Source organism: Caulobacter sp. CCNWLW153 (assembly GCF_036889365.1).
Classification (GTDB): Bacteria; Pseudomonadota; Alphaproteobacteria; order Caulobacterales; family Caulobacteraceae; genus Caulobacter; species Caulobacter radicis.
In genome coordinates, this window is sequence record NZ_JBAKFV010000001.1 from 429,462 (window position 1) to 447,215 (window position 17,754).

At 69.1% G+C, this 17,754-nt stretch carries 16 protein-coding genes and 1 pseudogene; 10 read left to right on the forward strand and 7 right to left on the reverse strand.

All coding sequences use genetic code 11. The annotated features are described in order from the left end of the window. The first annotated feature begins 31 nt into the window (after window positions 1-31). The 4 genes from V6S85_RS01820 (at window position 32) to V6S85_RS01835 (ending at window position 5,340) form a co-directional block, all read left to right on the forward strand. Window positions 32-1,705 carry an electron transfer flavoprotein-ubiquinone oxidoreductase gene (locus V6S85_RS01820; protein WP_334347812.1) on the forward strand — a complete coding sequence of 558 codons (1,674 nt, stop codon included), beginning with the start codon at window positions 32-34 and terminating at the stop codon, window positions 1,703-1,705. A gap of 196 nt (window positions 1,706-1,901) precedes the next feature. Beyond that, window positions 1,902-3,641, forward strand: coding sequence for a tetratricopeptide repeat protein (locus tag V6S85_RS01825; RefSeq protein WP_334347813.1), 1,740 nt, complete (start codon window positions 1,902-1,904; stop codon window positions 3,639-3,641). Between the two features lie 36 nt (window positions 3,642-3,677). Further along, the gene (locus V6S85_RS01830; protein WP_334347814.1) at window positions 3,678-4,559 is read left to right on the forward strand and encodes a 4-(cytidine 5'-diphospho)-2-C-methyl-D-erythritol kinase; all 882 of its coding nucleotides are present in this window, start codon (window positions 3,678-3,680) and stop codon (window positions 4,557-4,559) included. Window positions 4,560-4,695: 136 nt separating this feature from the next. After that, window positions 4,696-5,340, forward strand: coding sequence for a peptidylprolyl isomerase (locus V6S85_RS01835; protein WP_334347815.1), 645 nt, complete (start codon window positions 4,696-4,698; stop codon window positions 5,338-5,340). Window positions 5,341-5,431: 91 nt separating this feature from the next. On the opposite strand, the gene V6S85_RS01840 is transcribed toward V6S85_RS01835, so the two are convergent. Beyond that, window positions 5,432-6,958, reverse strand: coding sequence for an ammonium transporter (locus V6S85_RS01840; RefSeq protein WP_334347816.1), 1,527 nt, complete (start codon window positions 6,956-6,958; stop codon window positions 5,432-5,434). A gap of 28 nt (window positions 6,959-6,986) precedes the next feature. Continuing rightward, on the reverse strand, window positions 6,987-7,325 hold the full coding sequence (locus V6S85_RS01845; RefSeq protein WP_035046383.1) for a P-II family nitrogen regulator: 339 nt from the start codon (window positions 7,323-7,325) through the stop codon (window positions 6,987-6,989). Window positions 7,326-7,639: 314 nt separating this feature from the next. Here V6S85_RS01845 and V6S85_RS01850 point away from each other — a divergent pair, with 314 nt between their 5' ends. The 4 genes from V6S85_RS01850 (at window position 7,640) to glyS (ending at window position 12,115) form a co-directional block, all read left to right on the forward strand. Then, window positions 7,640-7,990 carry a DMT family protein gene (locus tag V6S85_RS01850; protein WP_101718941.1) on the forward strand — a complete coding sequence of 117 codons (351 nt, stop codon included), beginning with the start codon at window positions 7,640-7,642 and terminating at the stop codon, window positions 7,988-7,990. Between the two features lie 95 nt (window positions 7,991-8,085). Beyond that, on the forward strand, window positions 8,086-9,120 hold the full coding sequence (locus tag V6S85_RS01855) for a fasciclin domain-containing protein (RefSeq protein WP_334347817.1): 1,035 nt from the start codon (window positions 8,086-8,088) through the stop codon (window positions 9,118-9,120). A gap of 98 nt (window positions 9,121-9,218) precedes the next feature. Continuing rightward, entirely contained in the window at window positions 9,219-10,115 is an 897-nt protein-coding gene (locus V6S85_RS01860; RefSeq protein WP_116491555.1) for a glycine--tRNA ligase subunit alpha, read from the forward strand. 5 nt (window positions 10,116-10,120) lie between these two features. Further along, entirely contained in the window at window positions 10,121-12,115 is a 1,995-nt protein-coding gene (glyS, locus tag V6S85_RS01865; protein WP_334347818.1) for a glycine--tRNA ligase subunit beta, read from the forward strand. 355 nt (window positions 12,116-12,470) lie between these two features. Here glyS and V6S85_RS01870 read toward each other — a convergent pair. Continuing rightward, a pseudogene (locus V6S85_RS01870) lies at window positions 12,471-13,491 on the reverse strand (NUDIX hydrolase); the annotation flags it as partial. Beyond that, on the reverse strand, window positions 13,463-14,104 hold the full coding sequence (locus V6S85_RS01875; protein WP_116566936.1) for a YfbR-like 5'-deoxynucleotidase: 642 nt from the start codon (window positions 14,102-14,104) through the stop codon (window positions 13,463-13,465). The pseudogene V6S85_RS01870 and the gene V6S85_RS01875, both read right to left, overlap by 29 nt. A 196-nt stretch (window positions 14,105-14,300) precedes the next feature. Between V6S85_RS01875 and V6S85_RS01880 the strand changes: the two genes are divergently transcribed. Beyond that, window positions 14,301-15,113: a universal stress protein gene (locus tag V6S85_RS01880; RefSeq protein ID WP_116566685.1), complete on the forward strand. Its 813-nt coding sequence runs from the start codon at window positions 14,301-14,303 to the stop codon at window positions 15,111-15,113. A 32-nt stretch (window positions 15,114-15,145) separates the two neighbouring features. Then, window positions 15,146-15,517: a hypothetical protein gene (locus V6S85_RS01885; RefSeq protein ID WP_116566687.1), complete on the forward strand. Its 372-nt coding sequence runs from the start codon at window positions 15,146-15,148 to the stop codon at window positions 15,515-15,517. Window positions 15,518-15,673: 156 nt separating this feature from the next. Here the strand turns inward: V6S85_RS01885 and V6S85_RS01890 are convergent, their stop codons facing one another. From V6S85_RS01890 to V6S85_RS01900, 3 genes are all read right to left on the reverse strand, one after another. Then, complete coding sequence (locus V6S85_RS01890; protein ID WP_334347819.1) at window positions 15,674-16,519, reverse strand: hypothetical protein; 846 nt, start codon at window positions 16,517-16,519, stop codon at window positions 15,674-15,676. Between the two features lie 76 nt (window positions 16,520-16,595). Then, window positions 16,596-17,462, reverse strand: a complete 867-nt coding sequence (locus V6S85_RS01895) for an AAA family ATPase (RefSeq protein ID WP_116566691.1) — start codon at window positions 17,460-17,462, stop codon at window positions 16,596-16,598. A 90-nt stretch (window positions 17,463-17,552) separates the two neighbouring features. Next, window positions 17,553-17,720 (reverse strand): hypothetical protein, encoded by a 168-nt coding sequence (locus tag V6S85_RS01900; protein ID WP_165828801.1) that lies wholly within the window; start codon window positions 17,718-17,720, stop codon window positions 17,553-17,555. Window positions 17,721-17,754 lie beyond the last annotated feature (34 nt).

Consider the following 17,754-nt stretch of genomic DNA (forward strand, 5'->3'; position numbering starts at 1 on the left):
GTCCCGCGCAGGGCCTGGGGCGGGAGAAGCCATGAGCGAAGTCCTCGAACGCGAGTCGATGGAATACGACGTCGTCATCGTCGGGGGCGGCCCGGCGGGTCTGTCGGCGGCCATCCGTCTCAAGCAGATGGCGCAGAAGGCCGGAACCGAAGTCAGCGTAGCCCTGGTCGAGAAGGGCTCGGAGGTCGGCGCCCACATCCTGTCGGGCGCGGTCATCGATCCCAAGGCGCTGAACGAGCTGATCCCCGACTGGAAGGAAAAGGGCGCGCCGCTCGAGACCCCGGTCGCCAAGGACAAGTTCCTGTTGCTGGGTCCGCAGGGCGAGCTCGGCCTGCCTATGTTCGCCATGCCGCCGTTCATGCACAACCACGGCTGCTACATCGCCTCGCTGGGCAACGTCACCCGCTGGCTGGCGACCCAGGCCGAGGAGCTGGGCGTCGAGATCTATCCGGGCTTCGCCGCCTCCGACATGGTCTGGCGCGAGGACGGCTCGCTGAAGGGCGTCGTGGTCGGCGTCGTCGGCGTCGCCAAGGACGGCCACGAGAAGCCCGACTACCAGCCGGGCATGGAGCTGCATGGCAAGTACGTGTTCATCGCCGAAGGCGTGCGCGGCTCGCTGGCCAAGCAACTGATCGCCAAGTTCGATCTGAGCGCCGGCAAGTCGCCGCAGAAGTACGGCATCGGCATCAAGGAGCTGTGGCAGATCCCCGCCGACAAGCACCAGCCGGGCCTGGTGCAGCACAGCACCGGCTGGCCGCTGGACAACCAGACGGGCGGCGGCAGCTTCCTGTACCACTTCGGGGACAACTACGTGTCGGTCGGCTACGTGGTGCACCTGAACTACAAGAACCCCTGGCTGTCGCCGTTCGACGAGTTCCAGCGCTTCAAGCAGCACCCCTCTGTGCGACCCCATTTGGAAGGTGGGAAACGCATCGCCTACGGCGCGCGGGCCATCACCGAGGGCGGCTACCAGTCGATCCCGAAGCTTAGCTTCCCGGGCGGCGTGCTGATCGGCTGCTCGGCCGGCTTTGTGAACGTGCCGCGCATCAAGGGCAGCCACAACGCCATGAAGACCGGCATGCTGGCCGCCGAAGAGGCGTTCAACGCGATCGCCGCCGGCCGCGAGGGCGACGCCCTGGTCGAGTACGAGGCCGCCTTCGAGAAGTCGTGGGTCGCCAAGGAGCTCAAGGTCGTCCGCAACGCCAAGCCGCTGCTGGGCAAGCTGGGCACGGCGCTGGGCGGCGCGGTCGGCATGTTCGACATGTGGTGCACGCACCTCTTCGGCGGCTTCTCGTTCTTCGGCACGCTGAAGCACGACAAGACCGACGCCGCCTCGACGGGCCTGGCCAAGGACTACAAGCCGCTGGTCTATCCCAAGCCCGACGGCGTGATCAGCTTCGACAAGCTGTCGAGCGTGTTCCTGTCGGCGACCAACCACGAGGAAGACCAGCCGGCGCACCTGAAGCTGAAGGACCCGTCGATCCCGATCGACGTCAACCTGCCCAAGTACGGCGAGCCGGCGCGCCTCTACTGCCCGGCCGGCGTCTACGAGGTGCTGTACGACGAGCAGGGCGCCAATCCGAAGTTCCAGATCAACGCCCAGAACTGCGTCCACTGCAAAACCTGCGACATCAAGGATCCGTCGCAGAACATCGTCTGGACGACGCCGGAAGGCGGCGGCGGCCCGAACTATCCGAACATGTGATGGGGCGATCCTCCCCCTGGAGGGGGAGGTGGCCCGGAGGCCGGAGGGGGGAAGTTCCTTCGGCCCCTGGCGCGGGCGCCTGTTCGGCGGTCACGTCCCCCGCCATCGGCTTCGCCGACACTTCCCCCTGAAGGGGGAGGGTCTTTGGTTCTCGTCCACGCTTGCTCCTGACCCTGAAACCTAAGAGGGTGACGGGATGATGCGTCTTCGAGTCCTCCTGTCCCTGGCTTCCACCGCCGTGCTGGCCGCCTGCGCCACCACCGAGCCCGCGTTGCGCGGGACGCAGGAGGGGTGGAACACCGAGCCATGGAACGGTCGCTCGGCCTACGGCCAGTTCCTGGCCGGCCAGGCGGCGCTGGAGGACGGCCGCAGCGACCAGGCCGCCGCCTATTTCCAGGCCGCCCGCAATCTGGGCGAAGACCCGGGCCTGCTGGGCGAGCGCGCCTTCACCGCCTCGCTGCTGGCCGGCGAGGTCACGCGCGCCGCCGAGCTGGCGCCGCGGGCCGAGGGCGGGACCGAGGGTGTTCGCCGCCTGGGCATGCTGACTGTGGCCGTCGACGCCCTGGCGCGCGGCAAGGGCAAGGACGCGCAGGCCCTGCTGGCCGATCCGGCCCTGGGCTTTCCGCACCGTCCGGCCGTGGCCCTGCTGACGCCGTGGGCCGCCCAGGCCGCGGGCGACGCGGCCGCCGCCCAGGTGCTGCCCGAACTGCGCAACGACCGCCTGGTGCAGTATTTCGGCCAGCTCGGCCGCGCCGAGATCTTCGAACGGGCCGGCAAGCCCGCCGAGGCCGAAGCCGACTACAAGGCGCTGATGGAAGTCGCGGCCGTCCGGCCGATGTTCGCTCTCGACTACGGGGCCTTCCTTGAGCGTCGCAAGCGCCGCGACGAGGCCGTGGCCCTCTACGACTCGATCCTGGCCGAGGCGCCCAACGACGTGGCCCTGCTGGACGCGCGAGCCCGCGCCGTCGCCCGCAAGAGCCCGCCGGCCCTGGTCACCGGCCGCCAGGGCGCGGCCAACACGCTGGTCGCCTGCGCGGCGGTGTTCACCAGCGAGCGCCAGAGCCAGTTCGCCCTGGCGTATCTGCGCCTGGCCCTGCACCTGGATCCCAAGCGTGAGGACGCGCTGCTGATGGTCGGCGACCTGCTCGACCAGGGCGGCGACATCGACGGCGCCCGGGCCGCCTACGCCAAGATCCCCACCGGTTCGGCCCGCTATGCCGCGGCCCAGGGCAAGATCGCCTGGACGCTGCAGAACGCCGGGGACAAGGACAAGGCCATCGCCGTGGCCGAGGCCGCCGCCAAGGCGCCCGAGGCCGGGCGTTCGGCGCAACTGGTCTATGCCGACCTGCTGCGGGCCAACGACCGCTGGGCCGACGCCGTGGCCGTGATCGACCCGCTGGTCGAGGCCGAGAAGGACAAGCCCGACTGGCGCCTGCTCTACATGCGCGGCGTGTCGCTGGAGCGCGCCGGCCGCTGGCCCGACGCCGAGCGCGACCTGGAAAAGGCCCTGGAGCTCAATCCGAACGAGCCGGAGCTGCTGAACTATCTCGGCTACTCGTGGATCGACCGCAACGAGCGCCTGCCCGAAGCCCTTTCGATGGTGCAGAAGGCCGTGAAGGCCAATCCGCAGTCGGGGGCCATGCTCGACTCGCTGGGCTGGGCCTATCACCGCCTGGGCGACGACAAGGCGGCCGTCGAGATGCTGGAGCAGGCGATCGAGATCGAGCCGGGCGATCCGGACATCAACGACCACCTGGGCGACGTCTACTGGCGCCTGGGCCGCAAGACCGAGGCCCAGTTCCAGTGGCGGCGGGTGCTGAGCCTGGAGCCGACCGACGAGCAGAAGGCCGCCGCCGAGGCCAAGCTGAAGGACGGCCTGGGCAGCAAGGGTCCGGCCAAGGCCCCGGCCGTGGCCAACGGCGCCAACGCGCTGTAGGTCTAGCGCCACCCGCCCAAGCTTTCGGATCCTTCGATGCGCCGTTCCGCCTTCGCCCCGGCCAAGGTCAACCTGTTCCTGCATGTCGGCGGTCCCGACGCGGAGGGCTATCATCCGCTGTCGAGCCTGATGGTGTTCGCCGACGTCGGCGACACGGTCTCGATCCAGCCGGGCGACGCCCCGAGCTTCGAGACCTCGGGCCGTTTCGGGCGCGACATTCCCGTCGACGAGAGCAACCTGGTCGTCCGGGCCGCGAAGGGGCTGCACGCGGCCGTCGGCGGTCCCGCGCCGCCGGTGCGGCTGATCCTCGACAAGGCCCTGCCGATCGCCGCGGGCCTGGGCGGCGGCTCCAGCGATGCGGGCGCTGCCCTGCGGCTGCTGCGCGAGGCGCTGGGCTACGACCTGTCCGACGCGGAGCTGGAGGCCGTGGCCGGCGCGCTGGGCGCCGACGGCGTGCCGTGCCTCTGGGGCGCGCCGGTGCTGGCGCAGGGCAGGGGAGAGCGGCTGTCGCCCGCGCCCATGCTGCCGGAGCTGCACGCGGTGCTGGTTAATCCGCTGGTCCCGTCGCCGACCGGTGCGGTCTATCGGGCCTATGACGCGGCCGTCGATCCGCGCGGCGAGGCGCCGCCGCCCACACCCCACGCCTTCGAGAGCGCCGAAGAGGTCTGCGGCTGGCTGGCGGCCATGACGCGCAACGACCTCGAAGCGCCCGCCGTGACCCTGGAGCCGCGCATCGGCGAGGTGCTGGAGCTGCTGGCCGGCGAGCCCGAGGCGCTGCTGGCGCGGATGTCGGGCTCGGGCGCGACCTGTTTCGCCCTCTGCGCGAGCGACATCGAGGCCGAGGGCCTGGCCGAGCGCGTCGAGGCCATGCGGCCCGACTGGTGGGTGCGCCGCTGCCGCCTGGGCGGGCCGTTCTAGGGTCTTGCGTGATCCTCGTCCTTCGACAAGCTCGGGATGAGGATCAAGGCATGCCGCTCAGCAGAAAACCTCACCCCGAGCTTGTCGAAGGGCGAGGTCTTCGGGCCAACATCCGGACTGATCCAAGGAGCCCTGCATGGACCGCCGCCTGTTCCTCGCCTCCGCAGCCGCGGCCGTCGCCTCGCCGGCGATCGCCCAAGACGCCGCGCCCGCGCCCCAGCCGGCCGCGCCGCCGCAGCCGGCCCCCAAGCCGCCCACGCGCGTCGCCGTCGAGACGCCGCTCGGCCGCATCGTCATCGAACTGCACACCAAGGAAGCGCCGATCACCACGGCCAACTTCCTGCGTTACGTCGACCAGAAGCGCTACGACGGGGCGACCTTCTTCCGCGCCTCGCGGGCGCCGGGCGCGCCGGAGTACGGCCTGATCCAGGGCGGGGTGCAGGGCGACCCCAAGCGGGTGCTGCCGCCGATCGCCCACGAGCCGACGACGAGGACGGGGCTCAAGCACGTTTCCGGCACGGTCTCGATCGCCCGCAACGCGCCGGGCACGGCGACCTCGGACTTCTTCATCCTGATCGGCGACGCGCCGGGCCTGGACGCCAATCCCGCCGCCTCGGGCGACAACCAGGGCTTCGCGGCTTTCGGCACGGTGGTCGAGGGCATGGACGTGGCCCAGAAGATCCTGGCGCTGCCGACGCCGGGCAAGGCGATCAATCCGGTGATGGCCGGCCAGATCATCGATCCGCCGCTGAAGATCATCTCGGCCAAGCGGGTTCCGTAGAAGGGCGCAGGACAGCAGGCAAAGAAAAAGGGCGCGGAGGCCGAAGCTTCCGCGCCCTTCTCTTGGACCGCCTTCAGCGGAGCCCGAAGGCTCAGCTGTGGTAGGCGCGTTCCCCGTGTTCGGAGATGTCCAGGCCTTCTTCTTCGGCGTCCGGCGAGGCGCGCAGGCCGATCACCAGCTTGATCACGAAGAAGACGATGGCCGAGGCGATGGCCGACCAGACGATCGTGACGCCGACGCCCTTCAACTGGGCGATGACCTGGGTGACCAGGTCGTAGGCAGCCGTGTCGCAGGTCGAGATATCGCCGTCCTTGGCGCAGGACATGTAGTCGACGACGCCAGCGCCGCCCCAGGCGGGGTTGACGACCAGGCCGGTGCCGATGGCGCCGACGATGCCGCCGATGCCGTGGATGCCGAAGGCGTCCAGGCTGTCGTCGTACTTGAAGGCGTTCTTGATGGCCGAGCAGAAGATGATGCAGATCGGCGAGACCACCAGGCCCAGCAGGATCGCGCCCATCGGGCCCGAGAAGCCGGCGGCCGGGGTGATGGCCACGAGGCCAGCCACGATGCCTGAAGCCAGGCCCAGGGCCGACGGCTTCTTGCGCGTGATCCACTCGACGATGATCCAGGACAGACCGGCGGCGGCGGTGGCGGCGAAGGTGTTGACCATGGCCAGCGAGGCGTAGGCGTTCGATTCCAGGTTGGAGCCGGCGTTGAAGCCGAACCAGCCCACCCACAGCAGGCCAGCGCCCACCAGGGTCAGGGTCAGCGAGTGCGGGGGCATCGGCTCCTTGCCGTAGCCTTGGCGCTTGCCGAGGATCAGGGCGCCGACCAGGGCGGCGATACCGGCGTTGATGTGGACCACGGTGCCGCCGGCGAAGTCGAGGGCGCCGAAGCTCCAGATCAGGCCGGCCTTGACCGGGGCTTCCGGATCAAGGGCGATGGCGTTCGGACCCGGCCACCACCAGACCATGTGCGCCATCGGATAGTACGACAGCAGCGGCCACAGCACGGCGAAGGCGACGATGGCCGAGAACTTCATGCGCTCGACCAGCGAGCCGACCACCAGGGCCGCGGTGATGGCGGCGAAGGTCGACTGGAAGGCGATGAAGGTCAGTTCCGGGATCACGACGCCGGTCGAGAAGGTGGCCGCGTTGCTGGCGGGCGTCACGTCCTTCAGGAACAGGCGGCCGAGGCCCCCGACAACCTTGTCCCAGCCGCCGCCGTCGGTGAAGGCGAAGCTGTAGCCCCACAGGAACCAGGCGACGAAGCCGATCAGGGCGACGGTCGAGACCTGCATCATGACCGACAGCATGTTCTTGGAGCGGACCAGGCCGCCGTAGAACAGGGCCAGGCCCGGCAGGATCATCAGCAGGACGAGCAGCGCCGAGGTCAGCATCCAGGCGTTGTCGCCCTTGTCCTGCTTGTCGACGATGGTCGGAGCGGCGGCCGGGGCCGGAGCAGCGGCCGGAGCGGCGGCGGGCGCCGGCGCGGCCTCGGCGGGCGCGGCGGCGGCGGCCGGAGCGGCCTCCTGGGCGAAGGCGGTCGCGCCGAGCGGCGCCCCCGCGAGCGTCGCGGCGAGCATCAGCCCGGCCAGCGGCTTAAAGGTCAATTTCATCGTTGGTATCCCCTTTCCCCGACGATCGTTACAGAGCGGCCGGGCCAGTTTCGCCCGTCCGGATGCGTACGGCTTCTTCGACATTGAGGACGAAGATCTTGCCGTCGCCGATCTTGCCCGTGGCCGCGGCGGCCTTGACCGCTTCGACCGCCTTGGCCGCGGACGCATCGTCCACCACGGCTTCCAGCTTCACCTTGGGCACGAAGTTCACTTGGTACTCCGCGCCGCGATAGATTTCGGTCTGGCCCTTCTGGCGGCCGTAACCCTTCACTTCCGACACCGTCAGGCCTTCGACGCCGGCGGCGACCAGCGCCTCGCGGACCTCGTCCAGCTTGAAGGGTTTGACGACCGCTATGATCAGTTTCATCCGGCTTGCTCCGGTCCGCCTTCGGCGGACCCCCCTTGTTGATGGCTAGAGCGGATTTGCTCACTCGATCACCGCGACGCCGCCGGATGCGGCCGCGTCGTTTCCCCGGCGCTCGTACGCTATCGGTCACGGTTCCCGAGCGGGGGTGCGGGGTAGGCAATTGGAAACGAAAGAGGCAAGGCGCCTACAAAAGTATCATCGGTCGCCCAGTTTGCGCGCTTCTACGGCAAATACGTCGTCCAGCGGCGCCATGGCGCGCGGCGTCGCGCAACGTCTACAATGGCCGTTCCCGCGCAGTTCCGAAGGATTCTCCGATGACGCCCCTGTGGGCCAAGATCGCCCCCTGGGGGCTGCTGATCTGTTCGAACGTGTTCATGACCTATGCCTGGTACGGCCACCTGAAGGGCAAGCCCCTGGCCTTGCCGGTGGCGATCCTCAGCAGCTGGCTGATCGCGCTTCCCGAATACATGCTGGCGGTTCCCGCCAACCGCATCGGCCACGGCGTCTATTCCACGGCCCAGCTTAAGACCGGCCAAGAAGCGATCACGCTGATCGTCTTCACGTTGTTCTCGTATTTCTATCTCGGGGAAGCCATTCGCTGGACTACGATGCTGGGCTTCGTGCTGATTTTCGCGGGCGCGGCGCTGGTGTTCTTTTTCAAGTAACGACGAAGTCTGGATCACGAGCCCGTGATGGGCTGCAACGGAGTCGCAATCTGGAGCGTAAAGCCGGCCTGAGTTTCAAGCGAAAGGACCAGGCCATGTATGTGACGCGCTTCCTCTCCGCCGCGGCGGCCATGGCGCTGCTGTCGGGCGTCGCCATCGCCCAGACCGCCGATCCGGCGGCTCCCGCCCAACCGCCGGCCGCCGCTCCGCCCGCCGCGACCGCGGCCCCGGCGACCCCGGCGACCCCCGCCGCCAAGGTGACTCCGAACGGCGACCTGATCGCCACGGCCCAGGCTTCGGGCCAGTTCACGACCTTCCTCAAGGCCCTGGACGCCACCAACCTGACCAGCGTGCTCAAGAGCAATCCAAACCTGACGGTGTTCGCGCCCACCGACGCGGCCTTCGCGGCCCTGCCGGCCGGGGAGCTGGATCGCCTGATGCAGCCGGCCAACGCCGCCCAGCTGCAGAAGGTGCTGACCTACCACGTGATCAACACCAAGGTGGATTCGACCAAGATCACCGGCGCCAAGGGCGAGGTGAAGACGGTCGAGGGCTCGTCGGTGACGCTGGACGGCAGCGGCGCCAGTCCCATGGTCGACGGCGCCAACATCGTGCAGGCCGACGTCATGGCCACCAACGGCGTGTTGCACGTGGTCGACAAGGTCCTGATCCCCAAGGACGTTCCGATCCAGGCCGCCGCGGCCGCCACCGATGACGCCGCCACCAGCATGGCCTCGGCCACGACCAACGCCGACGCCATGTCGGCGACGGATGCGGGCGCCGACGTCGCGGCCCAGACGGCCCCGGCCGCCGCGCCGGCTCCCGACCAGGCGACCACGCCCTCGGCGACCGACGCCCCCGCCGACCAGGCCCTGAACCCGACCTCGGCGCCGGCGCCCGCCGATCCCACCGCCGCGACGACCGCGCCGGTCGCCGACACCGGCACGGCCGCGCCGACCTCGGCCACGCTGCCGGCCTCGTCGATGAGCCCGGATCAGCAGGCCACGCTGAAGGCCGGCGACGCCAACGTCGTCTCCAACCCGCCCGTCGCCGACACGCCCGAGAACCGCAAGGCCTACGGCGCGCCGCTGTCGAACGCCGGCAAGCGTTCGGGCGCAAAGGGCAACTAACTGAGCGTAGCGCTCAATAAACGACGTCCACTTCGCTTGAAGCGACAGTCGGCGGGCCCTATGGTCCGCCGACTTTTTCAGGCCCTTGTTCGGACGTCATGCCCGCCGCCCCCAAATCATTTCAAAGCCTCATCCTGACGCTCCACAACTACTGGAGCGAAAAGGGCTGCGTGATCCTGCAGCCGCACGACGTGGAAGTGGGGGCGGGGACGCTGCACCCGGCCACGGTGCTGCGCGCGCTCGGCCCCAAGCCGTGGAATGCGGCCTACGTCCAGCCCTCGCGTCGTCCGGGCGACGGCCGCTACGGCGAGAACCCCAACCGCCTGCAGCACTACTACCAGTACCAGGTGATCCTGAAGCCGAACCCGGCCAACATGCAGGACCTTTACCTGGGCTCGCTGGAGGCCATCGGCCTGGACCTGCGCACCCACGACATCCGCTTCGTCGAGGACGACTGGGAAAACCCCACCGTCGGCGCGTGGGGTCTGGGCTGGGAAGTCTGGTGCGACGGCATGGAAGTGTCGCAGTACACCTACTTCCAGCAAGTCGGCGGCCTGGACGTCTCGCCCGTCGCGGGCGAGCTGACCTATGGCCTGGAACGCCTGGCCATGTACGTGTTCGGCGTCGACAACGTCTACGACCTGCCGTTCAACGACCCTGACTCGCCGCTGGGCGCGCTGACCTATGGCGACGTCTTCCTGGCCAACGAGCGCCAGCAGTCGGAAGCCAACTTCCACGGCTATGACGTGGCCGTGCTCAAGCAGCAGTTCGAGCAGATGGAAGAGCAGGTGCCGCTGATGCTGGCCCGCTCCTACAAGAACGAGACTCTCGTCCTGCCCGCCTACGACATGGTCCTCAAGGCCAGCCACCTCTTCAACCTGATGAACGCCCGCGGCGCGATCGCCGTCGCCGAGCGCGCCTCCTACATCGGCCGCATCCGCGACCTCTGTAAGATGTGCGCCCAGAAGTGGGTCGAGCTGCAGGAAGCCGCGTAACTCCAATGCCTCAACTGCTTCTCGAACTGTTCTCCGAAGAGATCCCCGCCCGCATGCAGGGCCAGGCCGCCAAGGACCTGGAGCGCATGGCGCGCGAGCACCTGGCCGCCGCGGGCTTCCTGCCCGAGGCCCTGAAGACCTTCGCCGGTCCGCGCCGCCTGACCCTGGTGGTCGAAGGCCTGCCGCTGGCCCAGGCCGACCGCAAGGAAGAGCTCAAAGGTCCCCGCGTCGGCGCCCCGCAGCAGGCCATGGACGGCTTCCTGCGCAAGGCCGGCCTGACGCAAGACCAGCTGGTCGAGCAGAACGGCGTCTGGATGGCCTTCGTCGAAAAGAAGGGCCGCCCGACCGCCGAGATCGTCGCCGAGATGGTGGAAGCCATCGTCCGCGGCTTCGCCTGGCCCAAGTCGATGACCTGGGGCACGGGCAAGCTGCGCTGGGTGCGTCCGCTCAAGCGGATCCTCTGCGTGCTCGACCGTGAAGTGGTTCCGTTCGAGATCGACGGCATCGCCAGTGGCGACGTCACCGAGGGCCACCGCTTCATGGGTGAAGCCAAGCCGTTCGTCGCCAAGGACTTCGACGAGTATTCCGCCGGCCTGGAAGCCCACTTCGTCGTGCTCGACGTCGAGGAGCGCAAGGAGCGCATCCTCGAAGGCTGCAAGACCCTGTGCTTCGCGCGTCATCTCGAACTGGTCGAGGACATCGGCCTGCTCGAGGAGGTCGCGGGCCTGGCCGAATGGCCGACGCCGGTGCTGGGCGACATGGACCCGTCGTTCCTCGACCTGCCGCCCGAGGTGATCCGCACCTCGATGCGCACCCACCAGAAGTATTTCGCCGTGCGCAAGCCGGGCGAGGCGGGTCTGGCCCCGCACTTCATCACCGTGGCCAATATCGAGGCCAAGGACGGCGGCAAGGTGATCGCCGCCGGCAACGCCAAGGTGCTGTCGGCGCGCCTGGCCGACGCCCGCTTCTTCTGGGACGAGGACCGCAAGGCTGGTTTCGAGCCGTGGCTGGAGAAGCTGAACGGCGTGACCTTCCACGCCAAGCTCGGCACGATGGCCCAGCGTGTCGAACGCATCGTCGCCCTGGCCGGCGAGATCGCGCCGCTGGTCGGCGCCGACGTCGGCAAGGCCAAGGAAGCCGCGCGCCTGGCCAAGGCGGACCTCGCCTCGGGCATGGTCGGCGAGTTTCCCGAACTGCAAGGCCTGATGGGCGGCTACTACGCCCGCGAGGCCGGCGTCGATCCCGAGATCGCCGCCGCCATCCAGGACCACTACAAGCCGCAGGGCCCGTCCGACGCCGTCCCGACCGCGCCGGTCAGCGTCGCTGTGGCCCTGGCCGACAAGCTGGACACGCTGGTCGGCTTCTTCGCCATCGACGAGAAGCCGACGGGGTCGAAGGACCCTTATGCGCTGCGTCGCGCGGCGCTGGGCGTGATCCGGATCATTTTGGACAATGGCCTGCGCCTGCCGCTGGCCAAGTTCGGGAAGGAAGACCTGCTGGCCTTCTTCGCCGATCGCCTGAAGGTGACCCTGAAGGACCAGGGCAAGCGCCACGACCTGGTGGACGCCGTGTTCGCCCTGGGCGACGACGATCTGGCGCGCATCGTCGCGCGGGTCGAGGCCCTGGACGGCTTCCTGAAGACCGACGACGGCAAGAACCTGCTGGCTGGCTACAAGCGCGCCTCCAACATCCTCAAGGCCGAGGAGAAGAAGGGCCCGCTGCCGGAAGGCCTGGCCGAGGAGCCGGCCGCAGACAGCGCCGCCGAGGTTGGTCTCTACCAGGCCCTGCGCCTGCTGGACCGCCCGCTGAAGGACGCCCTGGCCAAGGAAGACTTCACCGGCGCCATGGCCCAGCTGGCCGAGCTGCGCGGTCCTGTGGACGCCTATCTCGACGGCGTTTTCGTCAACGACCCCGAGCACCGCGACAACCGCCTCAAGACCCTCGCCGCCGTCCGCGCGGCCATGGGGCAGGTGGCGGACTTTGGTCTGGTGGCGGGGTAAGCCCCCTCAGTCGCTCCGCGACAGCTCCCCCAGAGGGGGAGCATCCTGGCGCTTAAGATCCTCCCCCTCTGGGGGAGGTGGCCCGGAGGGCCGGAGGGGGGACGTTTTCAGCCGCCGCGGCATTTGCCGGGGGCGCAGGAACTTCCCCCTCAGTCGCTTCGCGACAGCTCCCCCTTCAGAGGGAGCAACTTCTACTCACACACATCCGACCACTTGGCGTTGACCGCGTCGGTGGCGTCGGCCTCCTCGACCACCAGCGCGCCGTCGGCCGCAGGCGGCGGCGAGCGTCAACCGTCGCCCAATTTCTCCCGTCATTCCCGCCACAAGGGCGGGAATGACGGGAAGTATGGTGGGACTACTCCCGCAGCAGCGGCAGCGACAGCCCGCCGGCCTGCCGCGCTCCGAGGATCTCCCGCCGGAAGCGGAACAGCTCGGCCGGGCGGCCGCCGGTCTCGCTGTCGAGGCGGCCCAGGCCCTCGACCAGGTCCTCGCGTTCGACCACGCGGCGGAAGTTTTGCTTGTGCAGCGGCACGCCGGCGATGGCCTCGACGGTGCGCTGGAGGGCCGAGAGGGTGAACTCGGCGGGCATAAGCTCGAAGGCCACCGGGCGGTACTTGATCTTGCCGCGCAGGCGCGAAAGGCCCGTGGCCAGGATCCGCCGGTGGTCGGAGATCATCGGCTCGCCCAGGGCGGCCGACAGGGCGACCGGCTCGGCCGGGTCATGGCCGTCGGCGCGGTCGCGGTCGCGGGCGGCTTCGGGCGCCAGGCCGGCCTCGTAGAGCAGCTCGTAGCGCTCGAGCACCCGTTCCTCGTTCCAAGGCGCGCCGTCCAGGGCGAACGCCAGGCGGGCGCGCGACAGCCGGTCGGCGTCGTCGCCGGCCCAGCGGCGCAGGGCCGGGGCGATGGCCTCGTCCAGCAGGGCCGGGCGGCCGGCGCGCCAGTCTTCCCAGGGAAAGAACCGGGTCCAGGGCGCCCAGGCGGTGTCGGGCGCCTGGGTGTCGGTGGCCTTGGGCGTCAGGCCCAGATAGCCGATCGAGACCACGCGCGCCGCGCCGGCCCCGACCTCGGCGCGCGGGGCGTCGCGGCCTTTGTCGCCGAAGGTGTAGAGCTGCTCGACATAGCCCAGCTGGAACCGCGTCTGCTCGGTGACGAAGGCGCGCAGGGCCAGCTCGAAGGTGCGGTGGCCCTCGGGGTCGAAGGGGCCGAAGGGCAGGCCGGGCAGGGGCGAGGCGATGTCGGTGACGGCGTCGTGCGGACGCACGGTCAGCACCACGACCTCGCCGTCGCGCACGGCGACGACCACGGCCGACAGGCCGATGACGATGCCGGAAGAGGCCGCTGGTCCGCTCATTCGGTCTCGAAGGCTTCGCCCGGCGCCGACTCGTAGCCGGCCGCCTTGGACAGAACGTGGAAGCGCTGGACGTAGCGTCCTTGCGCTTCGAACGGGGGCAGGGGCGTGATCTTGAGGTCGTAGCCGGCCGGCGGCGCGCCGAAGATCGACAGGGATTCGCCGTGCTCGAAGCCGGCCAGCTGCGTGGCCTCGAAGAAGGCGCAGGCGCGGTCGGCCTGCTTGATCAGCTTCTTGATCGGGGCCGGGGTCTTCACCGGCAGGCCGAAGCGGATGTGGATGGCGTCTTCCAGCCGGGCCTCGAAGTCCTTGTACGACACGCCCAGGGCCGCCTTGAACGGGCTGATCATGTCGCCGATCACATATTCGGAGGCGTCGTGCAGCAGGGCCGCCAGGCGCCAGCGCGGCTCCAGGTCGGGCTTGATGTGGGCGGCGATCTCCTCGACCACCAGGCTGTGCTGGGCCACCGAGAAGCCGTGGTCGCCGATCGTCTGGCCGTTCCAGCGGGCCACGCGCGCCAGGCCGTGGGCGATGTCCTCGATCTCGATATCCATGGGCGAGGGGTCCAGCAGGTCAAGCCGGCGTCCCGACAGCATCCGCTGCCACGCCCTCGGAGGGCTTTTATGCAGCCCTTTGGCCACGAGATCGTTCCTTATGGTGAAGGTGGTTTGAGTGCCGCATCGCTTGATGAAGATCAATGATGGCCCGGCCCGACGCCTGTGGAAATGCGTTTTGTCAGAAAGCGTACCGAGGAGCGCGACAGTCGAAGGTGGAGGCCGGCGAAAGTGGATACCGGTTTCGACGACCGTCACGCGTCAGGGACAAGGAGGACCGATCATGAGCTGGGCAAGGATCATGGCGCCGCTGGCGGGAGCCAGGCCGGACGAGGGCGTGCTGCGGGCCGCCGCCGTGTTGGCGGGCGCATTCGACGCCGAACTGGCCGCCGTCCACGCCCCGGCGGACGTGGCCGACCTGATGCCGTGGATGGGCGAGGGCTTCATGGGCGGCGTGCAGGTCACGGCCTTGGAAAGCCTGAAGGAGGCCGCCGTCGAGGGCGCGCACGCCGTCGAGACCATGGTCGCGGCCGTGGGCTATCCGAAGTCGCGCGTGACCACGCTGGAATCGCCCGTCTGGGCGGGACTGGCCATGGAGTGCCGGCTGTCGGACGTCATCGTCTTCGACAGCGCCGCCGCGCGCGGCAAGGGCCCTCTGGCCGAGGCCTTCCAGCAGATGATCGCCGACGAGCAGCGGCCCGTGGTCGTGGCCCGCGAGGGCCTGAAGGTCGGCGGGACGGCGTTGGTGGCCTGGGACGGCGGCAAGGAAGCCAGCCGCGCCCTGCGTACGGCCCTGCCGCTGCTGCAGAAGGCCTCGCGGGTGGTGGTGGCCGGCGCGCCGGCCGCCTCGTCGCGCAGCTTCGAACTGGCCCGGATGGTCGACTTCCTGGCGGCCCGGGGCGTCGCGGCCCAGGTGCGCGTGCTGGAAGGCTCGCACGACGCGGCCAAGCTGCTGCTGGAGGCGGCGAAGGCGGAGGGCGCGGACTTCCTGGTCGCCGGTGCCTTCGGGCATCCAAGGCTGCAGGAGTTCATCTTCGGCGGCACGACGCGCAGCCTGCTGAACGCCGACGGCCCGTCGCTCTTCCTGTCGCACTGAGCCCGTTTCAACCAACAAGAAGGAGGCAGTCCATGTCCCTATCGCGCATCGTCATGCGTCTGGCCCGCAATCCGGGCACCGAATTCGCCGGCGGCGACGATCATCGCGGCTACGCCCTGACCGCGCCGCTTACGGCCGACGGTCACCTGGACGAGGCCCAGTACGCCAAGGCGAGGAAGGACTGCGCGGTGCGCCGTTTCGCTCCTGACGAGGACCCCGCCGATGGCCGGCTGGCCCGGCGCGGCGAGCGCTGGTTCTTCGACTATGACGAGGACGACCAGATCGACGACGAGCCGGTCCACCGCCTGGGCGAGCACCGCTTCGCCGTCGGCGAGTACGTCACCGTCACCGACGAGGACGGCCGGCCGCTGACCTACAAGGTGATGGAAGTCACGCCGATCTGAAGCCTGAGACGGAGATCCTCCCCCTGAAGGGGGAGGTGGCCCGGAGGGCCGGAGGGGGAAGTCCGTGACGAGGTCTGTGCATCCTCTGCACCAGCAATCTCTTCCCCCTCAGTCGCTTCGCGACAGCTCCCCCTTCAGGGGGAGCATCTCGAGGCCTCATCCACCCACGTTGTGGCGCACGAGGGCCTTCATGTCCTTGAACAGGTCGCCGTCCTCGGAGTTGCGGTCCTTGGCCTTGACGATGGCCACGGCCAGCGGGCCGCCCTTGGGGCCGCGGGCTTCGTAGCCGGCCAGGTGGTAGCCGCCCGGGGCCTTGTCGCTGGCCAGGACGAGGGTGGCGCGCACGCCGTCGTTCTCTTTCTGGCGGTGACGCACGACCGCGCCGTGGTCGTCGGCGCGGATGTCGACCTCGCCGTCCTTGTCGTCGGAACTGCTGACGCGGACGGTGCGGCTCTCGCGGCCGCCGTCCTTGCGCTCCTCGACCGAGGTGGTGCGCTCGCCGTCCTTGCTGGTGACGTTCTTGGTGATGCGGACCTGGGCCTCGCCGTCGTCGGCGTTGATGGTCATGCCGCCGATGCGGATGTCGGCGCCTTCGTCGCGGGCGTCGATGCTGAGGCCCGGCAGCCTGATCTGCGCGGTTTCCTTGCCCCCCTTCGACGAACGGGGTGCGCCCGGCGCGGCCGGAGCCTTCAGGTGCGGCATCAGCGCCTTGAGGTCGGTCTCGATCGGGTTCAGCGCGGCTTCGGCGTCGTCGCCCTGCAGGGCCACAAGGCGCAGGGTCACCTCGGCGTTGTCGCCGGTGTAGCCGCACGACTTGCCATCCGGCGCGATGCTGACCCGCGTCAGCCGGCCCTGGCGGTCGGGGCAGTCCAGCCGCTCGATGGCGCGCAGCGGCTCGCGCCTGTGGATCACGCGCTCGTGCCGCTCGGTCTTCACCGAGGCGGGCGGCGAGCAGGCGGCGAGGGCGGCGGCGCCGGCGGCCAGGACCAGGATGAGGCGCATCGAAGAATATCCTTCACGTTCGGCGCGAAGGTGTGCGGCTCGGCGACCGGCGTCCAATGAAATTGCGGTAACGGGACTATTGGCCGGGGCGGGCGCTGCCTTCGCGGCGGGCCAGGAAGGCCAGGCGCTCGAACAGGTGGACGTCCTGCTCGTTCTTCAGCAGGGCGCCGTGCAGCGGCGGGATCAGCTTGGTCGGGTCCCTCTCGCGCAGCACGGTCTCGTCGATGTCCTCGACCAGCAGCAGCTTCAGCCAGTCCAGCAGTTCCGAGGTCGAGGGCTTCTTCTTCAGGCCCGGAACTTTCCGCATGTCGTAGAAGATGCGCAGCGCCTCGGCGACCAGCTTCTGCTTGATGCCCGGGAAGTGCACGTCGACGATGGCCTGCATCGTCGCTTCCTCGGGGAAGCGGATGTAGTGGAAGAAGCAGCGGCGCAGGAAGGCGTCCGGCAGTTCCTTCTCGTTATTGGAGGTGATGATCATCACCGGCCGCACCTGGGCCTTGATGGTCTCGCCGGTCTCGTAGACGAAGAACTCCATCCGATCGAGCTCCTGCAGGAGGTCGTTCGGAAACTCGATGTCGGCCTTGTCGATCTCGTCGATCAGCAGGACTGGGCGGACGGGCGCCTCGAAGGCTTCCCAGAGCTTGCCCTTCTTGATGTAGTTCCTGACGTCCTTGACGCGCTCGTCGCCCAGCTGGCTGTCGCGCAGCCGGGTGACGGCGTCGTATTCGTAGAGGCCCTGCTGGGCCTTGGTCGTCGACTTGATGTGCCAGGTCAGCAGCGGCGCGTTCATCGCCTTGGCGACCTCGTAGGCCAGCACCGTCTTGCCCGTGCCAGGCTCGCCCTTGATCAGCAGGGGGCGTTCCAGGGCCACGGCCGCGTTGACGGCGACCTTCAGGTCCTCGGTGGCGACGTAGTCGGCGGTGCCTTCGAAGCGCGAGCTCATGCGGTGTCCCTGGACGGCGGCTCCGGATGGAGCGCGCCTCGAACAAGTGTTCAAATCTCCAGGGCTAACCTACAGAGCCGCGCCGCGCGATCAAGACGGGTTCTGCGGCGGCTGGCGATGGCGGCGCGCCACCGACGGCGGATCGCTGGCCGGGAAGCTGTCTTCCAGGCCTTCCTCCAGCTGGTCTTCCAGGTATTCCGGCTGTTCGGCTTCGTCTTGCGGCTTCTCGGGGGATTTTTCGGGCTTCGGATCGGACATGCGGTGATCTCCTGTCGGGCCTTGCGACAGCCTG

Bases quoted from the DNA above. Each gene is read 5' to 3' on its own strand.
- V6S85_RS01850 (WP_101718941.1), top strand. From the start codon at position 7,640: ATGACGCCCCTGTGGGCCAAGATCGCCCCCTGGGGGCTGCTGATCTGT.
- V6S85_RS01845 (WP_035046383.1), bottom strand. From the start codon at position 7,325: ATGAAACTGATCATAGCGGTCGTCAAACCCTTCAAGCTGGACGAGGTC.
- V6S85_RS01830 (WP_334347814.1), top strand. From the start codon at position 3,678: ATGCGCCGTTCCGCCTTCGCCCCGGCCAAGGTCAACCTGTTCCTGCAT.
- V6S85_RS01840 (WP_334347816.1), bottom strand. From the start codon at position 6,958: ATGAAATTGACCTTTAAGCCGCTGGCCGGGCTGATGCTCGCCGCGACG.
- V6S85_RS01825 (WP_334347813.1), top strand. From the start codon at position 1,902: ATGATGCGTCTTCGAGTCCTCCTGTCCCTGGCTTCCACCGCCGTGCTG.
- V6S85_RS01860 (WP_116491555.1), top strand. From the start codon at position 9,219: ATGCCCGCCGCCCCCAAATCATTTCAAAGCCTCATCCTGACGCTCCAC.
- V6S85_RS01820 (WP_334347812.1), top strand. From the start codon at position 32: ATGAGCGAAGTCCTCGAACGCGAGTCGATGGAATACGACGTCGTCATC.
- V6S85_RS01890 (WP_334347819.1), bottom strand. From the start codon at position 16,519: ATGCGCCTCATCCTGGTCCTGGCCGCCGGCGCCGCCGCCCTCGCCGCC.
- V6S85_RS01885 (WP_116566687.1), top strand. From the start codon at position 15,146: ATGTCCCTATCGCGCATCGTCATGCGTCTGGCCCGCAATCCGGGCACC.
- glyS (WP_334347818.1), top strand. From the start codon at position 10,121: ATGCCTCAACTGCTTCTCGAACTGTTCTCCGAAGAGATCCCCGCCCGC.
- V6S85_RS01895 (WP_116566691.1), bottom strand. From the start codon at position 17,462: ATGAGCTCGCGCTTCGAAGGCACCGCCGACTACGTCGCCACCGAGGAC.
- V6S85_RS01855 (WP_334347817.1), top strand. From the start codon at position 8,086: ATGTATGTGACGCGCTTCCTCTCCGCCGCGGCGGCCATGGCGCTGCTG.
- V6S85_RS01835 (WP_334347815.1), top strand. From the start codon at position 4,696: ATGGACCGCCGCCTGTTCCTCGCCTCCGCAGCCGCGGCCGTCGCCTCG.
- V6S85_RS01880 (WP_116566685.1), top strand. From the start codon at position 14,301: ATGAGCTGGGCAAGGATCATGGCGCCGCTGGCGGGAGCCAGGCCGGAC.
- V6S85_RS01900 (WP_165828801.1), bottom strand. From the start codon at position 17,720: ATGTCCGATCCGAAGCCCGAAAAATCCCCCGAGAAGCCGCAAGACGAA.